This window comes from Nostoc sp. 106C, assembly GCF_002154725.1.
Taxonomy (GTDB): Bacteria; Cyanobacteriota; Cyanobacteriia; order Cyanobacteriales; family Nostocaceae; genus Aulosira.
The window spans coordinates 1-13718 of record NZ_MTAW01000232.1 but is presented as its reverse complement, the minus strand read 5'-3'; the positions used below and the strand labels follow the sequence as shown (position 1 = coordinate 13718).

Genomic DNA, 13718 nt, shown 5'->3' with positions numbered 1-13718 from the left:
AGAGTCAACAGTTAACAATCAACAGTCAAGAGCCAATATTTGAACTTTGGACTATTGACTAAATTATCTAGATTCGAGAGTTTCCACCCGGAAACGTTCAACTGAAGCAATCAAGTCACGGGATACACCCACTAAGTTTTGTAGGGCACCGGAAACTCGTTGTGCTTCCTGAGAGGTTTCTTGTGCTGTAAGTTCTACAGATTGCATCACGTGAGCTACAGCACGGGAGGTTTCAGTTTGTTCCACAGTATCGGAAGTAATTGAGCGCACCAAAATATCAATACGATTTGCCACTTGAATAATATTTTCTAGCGATCGCTTGGCTTCTTCTGCCAATTTCGTGCCTTTAATTACCTGTTGTGTACCTTCCTCCATTGCAGTCATCACAGAGCCTGTTTCGCTCTGGATTTGCATCACAATCTGCTCAATTTCCTTTAACGACTTGGCAGACTTGTCTGCTAACTGGCGCACTTCATCTGCTACTATCGCAAATCCGCGTCCGGCTTCTCCTGCCCGTGCCGCCTCAATACTAGCATTGAGTGCTAACAAATTGGTTCTAGAGGCAATTTGGGAGATTAACGCAACAATTTTCGAGATTTCTTGAGAAGATTCTGCTAGTCGCTTCACTTTACGGGTTGTCTCTGCCACAGTTTCCCGAATTTCTAAAATACCTGCCACGGTATTTTCCACTGCTTCCCCACCTTTGAGGGCGATGGTGCTAGCATCACGGGCAACAGTCTCCGCTTCCCGCGCCGCTTCGGCTACGCGTTGAATTGAGTCGGTCATTACTTGTACAGAATTCAGCGTTACAGCCAACTCTTCTGCTTGTCGCAAGGCATCACTAGATAAGGCTCTCGCAAAGGTTTCGGAGTTAGTTGCACCTTTTGTTACTTCCTTAGCTGCCACTTTTACCTGTTGGACGATATCCCGCAAGTTTTGGATTGTCAGGTTAAAGGCATCAGCAACGGCTCCCAGTACGTCTGCTGTTACCTCAGCTTGTACTGTTAAATCTCCTCTAGCTGCTCCTTCCACATCATCTAACAAGCGAATTACTTGGCGTTGCAGATTTTCTTTGGCTTCCTCTTGTTCATCGGCTTTACGTTGGGCTTCATTAGTGGTAGTAAAAATCACCCGTGCCATTTCATTAAAGCCAGTGGCTAGCAGTCCTAATTCATCTTCGGAATATATCGTGGCTTGAGCATTGAGATTACCTTGCCGCACAGCATCAAACTGAGCTTGCAAATTTTGGGTTGTGCGCCGAATTTGCTTGAGTGTAAAATTACCCATAAAGGCGGCGGTCGCAAAACCGGCAATTCCGGCTGCTAGTGACATTGCCCAGCCAGTATTCCGCACTGATTCCCGTTGCTGAGGTGGAGAAAATGTGGTAGCTCCAAAGCTGACTGTGGCTACAACTAGTGCCGAAACTATACCTACACTACCTGCGATTATCCATTGTTTCTTTTCTAGGGAGGCATTCTCTAAAGGGGCTAACCAACCTTGCTCGACGCTGACAGTGGGTTCTAACTTCGAGACATCAACTTGAGTAAAGACTGGGACTGCTTCTTGTGAACCAGTAATCGAAAATAATTCATCTTCGCGATCGCTAGCTTCATCAATTGCAGAAGACTCCACAATTTGGCTACGGGAGTTACTGCCAGTTTCCAGTGAACCAGAATGCATTGCCACATCGCTAAAGCTGGAGTCTGCTTCTGCTAGATCAAAGCCTGGAATGTTACCCAAATCGTCAAATTCATCAAAGTCATCTAAAAACTCTATATTACTCTTAGAGCTTCCATTGCGGATATTGCCTGTGTCTTGATCTGAGCTTAAACTCTCCGAGCCAAAAGCAGATTCAAATGCTTCAAAATCAAAATTATCGTCAATTTCCAAATTATTTGTTTCTACTGTTACACCCGGTTTTACCTGTTTTTCTTCTTGGCTAAAATCTCTGTTAGCAGAAGCAGATAAGTCTTTTAAGGTATTTTGGGCTTCTATAGGCCCCAACCAATTATCGGGTGTACTTTGAGATAAATTATCCTGACGGTTGGATCTCAAATTATTTGTTTTTGTTGCACTATCCTGGACAACTATTTGACTTTTCGCTAAAGTTTCATTTTCCAGACTATTGCTATTCATATCCAAATCCATATCACTTGGTTCTGGATACTTTTCCTCCATCAAGAATTCAGTTGGTATTTCCCAGTTATTGTTTGTTGGCAAATCAAACTCTGCAAAAGGTGAATCGCTATCGCTATCATCTTTAGAATTAGCAACACCTTCTTGAGTTGAATTTGTACTAGTGTCTAGAAAATGGCTCTTCTCTCCTGGCTCGTAAATACTATCCTCTGTGATATCTTCCTGCCAAAAAGCAGGCAATTCCAGATTTCCTTGCTCCTGCCAACTGTTAGCATGCGACTCTTGCCCACTTGGTTGGTGATTCAAATTAAACGGGTCATCGCTCAAAGGTTCTGAAAAATCTGGTATGGCATTAACTGCAATACTACTGTTTGCAGAAATATTGAAGGGACTGTCCAAGGATAGCTCTTCTATTTCATTTACATCTGGTTGGTACTCGCCAAAGGCTTTGTCATCAAAGGTGTTGCTAGCAAAATCGCTATTGGAGTCTAAACCTTGTGATATTAGGTCATCAGTTAGCAAAGGATCAGAAATTTTTTCTGAGGTTATTTGCTCATTATCCTTTGTGGTAATGTCCTGAGCAGGTAGGATTTCCAGGTATTCATTGATACTCTCAAGACCATGTTTGGCAAAACCAATTATTTCTTTGTCTTGAGTCAGCTGCAACACTTTTTCGTATTCGACTTTTGCAACATCGTACTGCTGTAAAACATAGTAGATGTGACCCCGTAACAAATGGGAGTTAGGGTCATTTGGTAAATTTTGCACCACTTGGTCAACTAAAGTGGCGGCAACTTCATAGTTCTGTTGCGCATAAGCCGTACAAGCCTGCTTATATATATCTAGGTAATCATCTATACTTGCTGCCATTTCCACCCTCCCATTTTCATCCTGCCCACCTCGCACTCCGCAAAATTGCCATTTGATCGAGCAGTCGTAGACACTGATTTTTTTTAGTATCTAATAACCACTCACCGCGTAAAAAGGGAGCCATTGTATCCGGCACATGAGTTGGTAGCATCAGATTCTGTGCATCAAGCCAGTCCATACCACCGATTTCTTCTACCGCTAAGCCCACTATTGTGTCTTGCTCTTCGATAGCAATTACCGGAATTTCTGCTCGATCTGTGTTTAGCGCGGTTGCTTCCCCCAGAAATTGGCCCAAATCAGCCACCCAAATTACTCGACCTCGTAAATTTAGAGTACCCAAAAGTAAAGGAGAAGCATTAGGAATCGGAGTGATTCTATCTGGACTCAGTTCCATTACTTCTCGAATCCCAGTTGCAGGTAGTGCAAACTCCTGGTGCGAAGGAATGTAAAACCGCAAATGTAATTCACCTTCAGGACTTTCTACTTGTAATTCAGGACGGAAGTGGTCTTGACTACCACCACTTAAAAAGTCCGGTTTGCTGACCATGTTATTTTCATCCTTATCCTCGCAGCAGTTGTTTGACTGTTCCCACCAACTCAGTTGGTTGAAATGGTTTGGCTATGTAAGCGTCTGCACCCTGCTTCATGCCCCAGTAGCGATCAAATTCTTCACCTTTGGAAGAACACATCACCACGGGGACATTCTGGGTTTTCGGATCGGATTTTAACCGACGGCAAACTTCGTAGCCGTTCATCCGAGGCATGACAATATCCAAAACCACTAAATCGGGAGGTGCACTTTGAATGGCCTCCAAAGCTTCTACTCCGTCACTGGCATGGGTGACTGTTAAGCCACTGGCTTTCAGGAGGTCCGTAATCATCTCCCTTTGTGCGATACTGTCTTCCACAATCAGAACTGTACTCATAAATGCCTATCTACCTCCTGATGTAGACGTTCCCCTTTGGAACATTCCCTGATTACCCCGCAAGCATTTATTGTATAAATTAACTCTATTCCTTCACTAATTTACTAGATAATAACTTTGTACTGGTTGTACTGGGGCTGGTTGATTCTGTGATAACATTTTTTACCCCATCTTTTATCTGATCAACAAGTCTTGTATCTTTTTTGTATGCCCTAGCAATAATTTATATTGATATATTTCTCTACGAGCATCAGTATCTCAGTATCTTTCAACGGTTTTGTCAAAAAATCTGTAGTCCCGACCATCTTAGCTCTGACTCGATCGATAAATCTATCTTGAGCATTCAACAAAATAATTGGCACCAGTGCAAATACTGTAGACTGTCGCATCATGGCACAAATCTCATACCCATCTAATTCCGGCATCATCATGTCACAGAAAATCATATCTGGCTTGAGTTGAAAAATGAGGCTGAAAGCCTCTAAAGGATTAGTCAAAGTTAACACTTCATATCCTTTCGGCTGCAAAATAGACTCTATAGTCTCACCAATAGTTGTTGATGCCTCGATACTTACTATTTGCACTCTAGTGTTGATATCTATCACCGAATTTTCTCTATCTACATCAAAATTACAAGTATTTGAATATACTAATTGCAGCCAACCTTGCTGGACGTAAGGATATATTGCCTTAGCGACTGTGAATATGTCTCGGTTGAGATAGCGAGCTAATTGACGCAGGGATGTTTTACCGTCTGCCCAATGCTTGAGCTTATTAACTGTTTCTACTGGTAAAGAGGTATGTAATTGAACGACATCAGAAAGCATAGGCACCTGATCAGGAGACTGAATATATGGATACAGTTGCTGCCAATGTTGCAATTGCTTAGCAATTTTTGTCACTAGAGGAGTAATTTCCCAGGTGGTTAATTGTGGGGTAAGTGCTGGACTCTGATGAAAAATGAAGCTACCTTCATGCAAACTCAGTAAATCAAAGAGCGTTTCATATACAAGACTGTGCATGATATCACGAGCTACCTTGGGGTTAATTATATTCTGCGCTAAGAGTTCCCAGAGATAGCTATACTCTGCTACATTCACTGAGTCTAGAGAGGCTAGCTGTATATCGTCAAGCTGCATCTCGACTCGGTAATGTCGTAAATAATCGTCAATCCTAGATAAACTACCATCTCCTTGTTGGCAATAGATAATTTGCCCATTGAGGAAAAAGACGAACCAATACTGTTGTGGTTGGCATTTCAAGCAATGGTGATATTTGCTAACCTCTCTACTAATTTTGTTACTATTGCGAAAATTATGGGATTTCACTAACAATTGACCAGTTCGCTGCCCCCACTCAATCAATTGCAGGATACTAGGAATATCAATTTCATTTAAATTTCCCTGCATTTAGCTAAAAGGTACTCCTTGCGATCCTGTTTACATTCTTTGTTAAGTTTGCCCAGTAATTTTTTATCTTTAACTAGTGTTAAAAAGGTAGTTTGACTTGCTTTGGACAGCAAAGCAGAAATTGCAGGGTAAAAGTCACCGCAAAGTTGCAGTTATCGCAGATGAGGTGGAAGGAATATTGCTGATTACACAAGCATTTTCAAGTTTTTTCCTCACTTTGCACTAGGAGGAAGATTTATTAGATATCATTACTGCCTGCACAAAATCTCTGGCATCGCGGACGTTAAGCAATGTTCCTTAATTTTTCGTAATACACTTTGACAAAGCTAGTGATCACACGGTAGCCATCATTATTACCATCAGCACAAAATATAAAGGCGCGATCCACACGCATCTATATGTAACAAGATGTGACATGCCATGTCATGTCTATAAATAGTTTTGTTTGTCTTTTTTTCCTGGTTGCGGTGAAATCAGGCAAGCTAGCAGAAATATCTAAGATATAACCCAAATCACAGACATTAAGTACACAAAAGGACTAACGGTGTGCTGTATTTAGCAGAAGTACAAAAACAAAAAGGCAACTTACTCACTACCAATTTACTCAGTAGTAATTCCAAAACTGAAATGAGACTCCTGGCTTGTCAGCGAACCGACCAGAATTGGAGTCCTGTGTCGGAAGATGTGATTGTGGCTGAAGAAGCGAGTAAATTAAATGATGGCGCACTCGTACTGGTGGAACTAACTCCAAATCGCCAAGTGCAAAGGATTCAAGAAGCTGGGCGTCCCCTAGTTAATATATTGCAGAATTTTTCTCGCCAATTGGAAAAATTTAAGCTCAAAGAAGACGAGATTGACCAGTGGAAACAATCGCTAACATTTCAGGCGCAAGAATTGAATCGCCGTGAAATGGAAATGGAAGTCCGCTTGGAACAGTTGCAACAAATGGAGGATGATTTTCATCAACTGGAGGCGCAAAAAGAGGAATTTGAAAATTCCCGCACAGAGATTGAAAAGTTGCAACAAGAAATTGAGCGCAATCGCCAGGAACTCGAAGGAGCTTGGGAGCATTTGCGGGGAGAGCAGCGTCGTCTAGAGGAGTTTCAAGCAGATTCCCAACAAGGGAAGGTTTTGGATGAAGAGCAAAGTCGAGTATTGAGTGAGTTACTTGATCGCTTGTCTAGTCGCGTTGCTCCTACGGAAACAGTGCGGGAGCACCTGCATTTTGCTTTTGAGTTAGTAGAAAAGCAGCAAGCTACTCTGAATCAATATTGGCAACAACTAGAGGAGAAAAAAACTGTAGCTACTCAACAGCAAGAGGAAGTTGAACGCCTCTCGCAAACCTTTAGCGATCACCAAAACATCTGGCAAGAGGCACAAAATTCTTTACATCAACATACATCTGAGTTAAAAGTAAATATCGCAATTCTTGCCAGCAAGCAAGAATACGCTCAAATACTAAAAGAGCAATTACGAAATCAAGAAGACTTATATCAACAGATTCAGTCCTTAGCTGCCACATCTGGGGATGGAATTCTTGGGCAGAAAGTAGATGTAAAAGCTTTAGAAAATATGCCTTTAGATGAACTGCAAAAAGTGGTACAAGATTTGCAGGATAAGTTGGACATAGACTCTAGCTTTGTCCACGATCAAGAACAAGAACTGAAATATAAGCAAGAAGCTATAGACGAACTACAAAATAAAATTAATCAAGCATCTGACCATGACGTGATTAATCTAGAAATGGAACTGGCAGATGAAAAAGACCTCTACCAGATGTTAAACCAAAGTTTGGTAGGACAACGTCGTAATTTGCTACAGCGGCAGAAGTTAATCAAGCAACATCAATCTGTACTCTTACGGCGACAAGGACATGCTGTTGCCAATGAACCAGAAGATAACTCAATTGATTTAGGGCCGATTCTTTTGCAAAGTGAAAACCAGCGACAACAACAGTCTCAAGAATTGCAAAAGTTAGAACGTGAGATTGAGCAATTGCAAGCTGGTATGGAGCTAGCCCAAGGGATGATTGATAATCAAGTCCACGATTTAGAAGAGAAGCGCCAAGAACTGAAAACGATGGAGGACAACTTACAGTCCTTGAGAATGGCAACTACAGAATGCTGGGGTCGGGTTAATCTCTATCAAGAGACACTACAACCAATTCAAGACAGTCTAGATGCTTTACGGCAGAAGTTGCAAGGCATAGTTGAATCTTTAGCTCAAGTTCAAGAAACGGGTGATTATCAACTCCAGGCTATTGCCCAGATACGCCATACTCTTCTAGATCTCATATCTCAGCCAGAATTACTAGCATCCTAAAAAGGATAAAGTCTGAAGTATGAAAGATGAAAAATACTTCAAACTTCAGCCTTCATACTTCATTCTTTATATATATCCAATCACCTTGTACTTGAGCGATCGCACCACCAGGAAATGGATCGGTTTGGGAGCGGCTGGGAGCTGTAATTAAACTAGTTAATTTTTCGATGTGTTCAAAACTGGGGGCATCAGGAAGTATTTGTTGTAGGATTTGACGCATAACACGACGTTGCAACGCTAGCGGTGCTGTCTGCAATACACGACGATTGAGTCTTAAGGGCAAACAACCAGGAAAATACTCTTGGTTTACCCCTTCAATTGCTTGTTCTTTTAACTTTTGTGTTGCTGTCTCTAAATACTCCACTTCTGCTTGGAGAAGTTCCGCTGTTTGGGCTAAAGCTGATTCTACTTTGGGGTTAAAATTTTTTTGCAGATATGGGATTAACTCTTGGCGGATGCGGTTGCGGGCGTACTGTAAATCTTGATTTGTCGAATCTTCCCATACTGGCAGATGCAAATCATCACAAAATTGCTTTGTATGTGTACGAGTAACTTCTAAAAGTGGTCTTACTAAGGTAATGCCTAAAGTCAGTGGACGTTGCCAAGTAAGAGCCTGTAATCCATCAGCCCCTGTACCGCGAATTAAATTATATAAGAGAGTCTCCGCACGATCGCTTGCTGTGTGTCCTGTCACAATACAGTTGTAATTATTTTCCTGAGCGATCGCACTTAAAGCTTGATACCGCCAATTACGTGCAGCAGCTTCGCTATTTAACGGCTGTGTAGCAGTTTCTAAATAAAATAATATATTCCAAGTTTGAGCTAGGTGTTCTACATGGATAGCATTAGCTTGGGAGTCAGAACGCCAGCAATGATCGCAGTGAGCAATACCTAAATGCCATCCCCATTTTGATTGTAAATCTAACAGTAATTTTATGAGACACAAAGAATCTTGCCCACCGGATACCGCCACTAATAAACGTTGGTTGCGCTCAAATAAGTCGCGCATTCGGATAGTGCGATGAATTTTTGCATGTAAGGGAGTCCATACCATTTCTATATTGAACCACAGACAGACGCACAACATTTTCTATTTTATCTGTGTCATCTGGGCATATTGGTATGTGAAATTTTAGATTTTACTAACTGACACAAGCCGGAACTCAAAATAATTGTATGAACATTATGCCTCGTTAATAAATTTTACGAGGCGGAAACATATATCTTAATTTAAAATGTAGGGCTATGTTCATCATCCCAACATTTATTGTCATGCCAACTTCTATTTGTATATTGACATTCTGAAGCATTATCAATCCAAGGGATTGATGTAGCATGAGGTGAGTCGTTATTAGAAGTAATTAAGGAAAATAGTGAAGAATTGGTTGAAGAGAATAGTGAAAAAAAGGCAGTAAAAGTACAAATTGGTAGAACTAGGAAAATTGCTATGCACAGCAAAGTGTTGCTGAAAGTCCAAAAAGTTTTACCTGTTTTGGCTTGCTGATTACTTTTCGTAGTTTTGAAATTTGACAACACAATATCAACCCTATGAATGTCTAGTTAGGCTTTAAGCTGTACTGGATAACTACATTCTATGCATTCAAAAGTACACTAACAATGAGGATATTACTGTTTGTATTTTTGGGCATTCAATTGTTTGAATCAATAATTCAATGGTTACTCAAAGAAAATTGTGCTTTTTTGCTAAAAATTCTTAGAGAGGAAATGTGTGATTAATCAATAATTCATAAATATTAGAACTTACGCAAAAAAACTCTCAAACTCTCATTGCTCCGTGTCACGGACACTTTGCTCAACGGGAGGAACTCCCGCACGCAAGTGTCCTTCTCTGTGCTTCTGTGGTACCCTACCCTTCTCCTGCGGAGACGCTACGCGAACGGGAACGCTTTCAGCGAACGGGAAGCCACTTCGTGTATACATTTTTCCGTGACCCGTGCGTAAGCCCTGAATATGTTAGCTTTCAAGAGCAAAGCTATCGAAGATAAAAGCTGATATCTTTTCACTTTAAACTTAGTACCAATATTGAATAAAAAACCTCCCAGTGTGGGAGGTTTGAACAAATTAGCAAAGACAATTTGTCCACCTACAGCCGAACGACAGCGAGCGCTCCTCCTAATGCTGAGAAAATAGCGGAGACAACTGCTGTAGCAAACAACCACCAAGCGGCTGTAGCAGCAGCTTTACGGGTTTCTTCGGCTTGCCGCTGTGCTTGATGTTTTACTTCTTCTAAACGGCGTTGTGCTTCGTGGTGTAGGCGTTCTGCTCTTTGTAAGACTGTGTTGCGAGCTCCTTCAATTTGGTCAATAATCCGGTTGGCATCTTCTTCGGAGATATCCTCACGGGAACTGATCAGTGCTACTAGAGTATCGCGGTTGAAAGAAGACAGGCGATCGCGTAACGCATCAAACCCAGCTTGTGGATCTTCAAATAATTGCCGAACATCGCGCTTAATACTATCGTAGTTCAGTTCCGGGCGCTCTAAGGAGTTGAGATAGTTGCGGATGCGAGCAAAAACTCCATCAATCACATCTTGGATGCGTCTTTGGATACCTCGTATTTGCTCCACAAATTGCTGTTGCACTGAAACGATGTTATCTGCAATTCTGGCTGCTTCCTCATCGGAAATATCTTCACGAATTTTCAGCAGAGCGATAATTGTGGAACGGTCAAAATGAGCCAAGCGATCGCTAAAGCTTTCTAGTCCGACACGGGGATCGTGCAATAAAAGTTGTAGGTCGCGCTTGATACCTTCTGGGTTGAGTTCTTCCTTGCCAGTCTGCCGTAAATACTCTTCCAAATAAGCTTGGAAAGTTTCTACTCTTTGCTGTGTTCTAGTCGCAAAACGACGGGGCGCACGTACAATGTTGCGAATCGAATTTTGTACGGAATCGATAACTTCATTGACTTGTTGTTCGCTCAAGTCTTGACGTTGACTGAGTAATTTCACCAGTGTATCCCGATCAACCTGCGATAAGCGACGGCGTAGTGCTAAGGCTCCTTCTTTGGGATTGGCTAAGAGTCTGTTGAGATCGCGCTGAATACCTTCGGGGTTAAGTTCTGTTTTGCCAGTGTTACGTAAGTAATCGGCGATGGTAGTGCTAACAGAGTCATATTGGTCTTTAGCTTTATCCGCTATAGCTTGGGGTGCGTGGCGGATACTATGCCAAGAATCTTCAACAGAATTGATGATTTGATTAACTTGGTCTTCGCTTAAATCTTGGCGCTGACTCAATAGTTGTACCAAGGTGTCGCGATCAAAACGAGATAACCGTGCTCTAATTGCAGTAATTCCCGCTTGGGGATCTTCCAGCAACCTTTTGAGATCGGCACGAATGGCATCAGGGTTGAGTTCACTTTTGCCAGTGTTACGCAGATATGACTCTAAATTTAGCCACAGAGTTTCTGCTTGATATTTTGCCTGCTCTGCTAGCCCTTTTGATTCGATCAACACGCGATCGCGTTGTTTTTCTAAATCCTCTAGAATCCCGTCTAATTCGTATGGCTGAATATCATTGCGTTGAAACAGTATTTGCTGCATTTGTTGGCGATCGATCGCAGCCAATCGCCGTGACAGAGTTTCATAATCTGCTTCTGGATCTGACAACAGAGCTTTGAAATCCCGTTCAATACCTTCTGAGGTTAAATCAGCCTTACTAGTAACGAGTAGGTAGCTTGATACTCGACGTTGCAAGTCTTCTACTATTTCTCTTTCTTCAACAGCAGTCACTGTCACCAACACTTCTTGGCGCACAGCTTCTAGTTGATCTGCAATCCGCTGAATTTGTCCTTGGGTAAGCAGCCCCCGTTGTTGCAGGATGTTGACAAAATCATTACGGGAAAGTCGCTCTAATTCCCGCCTTACTACTCCAGGGTCCGCAGCCGGATCGTAGATCACATCGCGAAATTCCTGGGCAATTCTTTCCCGGCTGAGTTGCCAAGCATAAGTGTTATGCAGGTAGTTTTCGACATCAGCCCGAATTGGACTATAGGGTTGGGAAGCTGCGGGCAAACCTAGCTTGTCGGTTTGTTCACTAATTTTATCTTTAGCGGTAGACAGAGATTGCCAAATTTTTTCTACATCTAAATCTGATAAGTCTGTTCTTCCTAAAACAATACCAGTCAAGGCAGATATTCCTTGCTGGAGTGTTTGCTGAATTGGTCCTGGGGTTGCTTTTTGGTCAGTTTCTTTAGAGCCACGGGTTTCTGCAATTAGCCTCTCCAGCTTGGCGTTGAGTTCATCTGTTTTAGTTTGGCCTGGTGGCAGTGATTTGAGATATTCGACTAACTCCCCTAGGCGATCTTGCGCTGGTGCTTGCTGACTCACTACCTGCTGCCAGAGTTTATACAATGTGTCAGCGATGCGTTTAACATCTCGTTTAGAAAGGTCGGTGCGACTGCTGACTAAATCAATAAACTTTTGGCGGTCGATGTTGCGCAGATCTGGATTACCTGCGATCGCTTGAAATTGCGGGTCTTTAAGTAAGTTTTCAAAGTCACTACGGATCTTAGATAGATCCAACTCTGGGGGACGCAACCTGTCTAAGTAATCTTCTACGTTTTCTCGAATACTAGTTGGGTCGATCCCGCTTCCTAGTTCCCGGCGCACGGCGGCGGCGGCGGCTTCAGCTGTTGCGACAACTTGGTTACTGACAGTTTTTGCTCCCAAGGCAGCAGTGGCTGTCCCCATAATCGCCTGAAAGCCAGAGGTTGCCGTATTCACTACTGAGCCAATCAAGGAACCGACTGTCGTAGAACTCACCCACATCAGCAGTAAAAAGTAAGCACCCCAAATTACTAGTCCCAAAGTTGCACCCAGTCCTGGATCTAACACCAGCAAGCTGAGTTTTACTGCCAAAAAACAAGCAATTAATAAGGCAACTGTTACAGTAACTAGCGTCCAAATTCCTACTGCTGTACCGATTTTGCGAATCGTACCGCCGACACTTCCCGCTTCGTGGTGATCTGAATCTGAGTCAGAGGGACGCCCCAGGTAAGAAATACCCGCAGCAACAGATAGGTTTGTTAATACTAATTGAAAAGCAAAAGCTAGAATCACACCAGAGATCAAAGCCACAAAAAAGCGTGGCCCGGAAGTTATAACCGATGCCTGTGCTGGTGAGACGCCTGTGGAGTCTACTGGAGCCTGTGCCACCCACAATAGTGGTTTATACAGTCCCAGCATAATTTCCGTACTTTGAAACATTGTATTTCCTTTGTCTAAGCTTAAATTTGAGGAAATTAAGGATTACATGAGCAGAAATTCTGTATTTATGGCAATACCTAACTCTTGTAGATCTCAGAATCCTGGAATTTAGGCATCCAAGGCATCTCTCCACAGTTTGAACAGTATATCTAGCGTTAGATAGAAATTTGGCTAGCCAAAGGGAAAATCTTCATTATTGGCGATAAATTCGTTAAGCTACGCTAATGCCGATAAACATAAATATTTATTAGTATTTTTTAAAAAATTGATTTTGTTAGAAATTTATTAATGGGCACCTTTATTAAAGTTAATTGCCTGATTTTAATGCTCTTTTATGTTGCAAGCGTTACATTTATTTATAATTATTTTTTTTATCACCACCTTAAGGTGGATATATCAGCTTTAATAGCTTTGATTGATCATCCACAAGAAGTGCCTATTGTTTGTGCCTAAAGACAGAAAGCAACTTATTCATAAATCGTTACATTTAAATCAAGCAACAAATTGTTAAGGGAAAAATGGAAACTCGTTCTTCCACTGATTTACCAACAATTGCTACAGAATATAACGGCAGCGATCGTAATGCTTTTCTGTTTGGCTGGACACCGCAAGCTGAACTATGGAACGGTCGTCTGGCAGCTATCGGTTTTCTCGCTTATTTATTGTGGGATTTAGCAGGATTTAGCGTTCTGCGCGACGTCTTACACCTGATTGGTTACTAAAGCCTAAATATAAACAAAAAACACAATTTTGGAGAAAGAAAATGGAAACTCGCCCTTCTACTGATTTACCACCAGTTGCTAAAGAATATAACGGCGTAGATCGTAATGC

At 42.0% G+C, this 13718-nt stretch carries 8 protein-coding genes; 2 read left to right on the top strand and 6 right to left on the bottom strand.

Annotated features, from left to right (window positions below):
• Positions 1–63 precede the first annotated feature (63 nt).
• The 4 genes from BV375_RS33645 to BV375_RS33630 form a co-directional block, all read right to left on the bottom strand.
• Positions 64–3006: a methyl-accepting chemotaxis protein gene (locus tag BV375_RS33645; RefSeq protein ID WP_086768672.1), complete on the bottom strand. Its 2943-nt coding sequence runs from the start codon at positions 3004–3006 to the stop codon at positions 64–66.
• Between the two features lie 16 nt (positions 3007–3022).
• A complete protein-coding gene (locus BV375_RS33640) occupies positions 3023–3553 on the bottom strand; it encodes a chemotaxis protein CheW (protein WP_086768670.1) in 531 nt (176 codons plus the stop codon).
• 13 nt (positions 3554–3566) lie between these two features.
• Positions 3567–3932 (bottom strand): response regulator, encoded by a 366-nt coding sequence (locus BV375_RS33635; protein WP_086687337.1) that lies wholly within the window; start codon positions 3930–3932, stop codon positions 3567–3569.
• A gap of 212 nt (positions 3933–4144) precedes the next feature.
• Positions 4145–5341: a response regulator gene (locus BV375_RS33630; RefSeq protein WP_086768667.1), complete on the bottom strand. Its 1197-nt coding sequence runs from the start codon at positions 5339–5341 to the stop codon at positions 4145–4147.
• A 546-nt stretch (positions 5342–5887) separates the two neighbouring features.
• On the opposite strand from BV375_RS33630, the gene hmpF reads away from it, so the two are divergent.
• A complete protein-coding gene (gene hmpF / locus BV375_RS33625) occupies positions 5888–7663 on the top strand; it encodes a pilus motility taxis protein HmpF (RefSeq protein WP_086768665.1) in 1776 nt (591 codons plus the stop codon).
• Positions 7664–7715: 52 nt separating this feature from the next.
• On the opposite strand, the gene tilS is transcribed toward hmpF, so the two are convergent.
• Together tilS and BV375_RS33615 are read right to left on the bottom strand one after the other, a co-directional pair.
• Complete coding sequence (gene tilS, locus BV375_RS33620) at positions 7716–8717, bottom strand: tRNA lysidine(34) synthetase TilS (RefSeq protein ID WP_086768663.1); 1002 nt, start codon at positions 8715–8717, stop codon at positions 7716–7718.
• 1050 nt (positions 8718–9767) lie between these two features.
• Complete coding sequence (locus BV375_RS33615) at positions 9768–12887, bottom strand: hypothetical protein (protein WP_086768661.1); 3120 nt, start codon at positions 12885–12887, stop codon at positions 9768–9770.
• Positions 12888–13405: 518 nt separating this feature from the next.
• Between BV375_RS33615 and BV375_RS33610 the strand changes: the two genes are divergently transcribed.
• Positions 13406–13609, top strand: coding sequence for a high light inducible protein (locus BV375_RS33610; protein ID WP_086768659.1), 204 nt, complete (start codon positions 13406–13408; stop codon positions 13607–13609).
• Positions 13610–13718 lie beyond the last annotated feature (109 nt).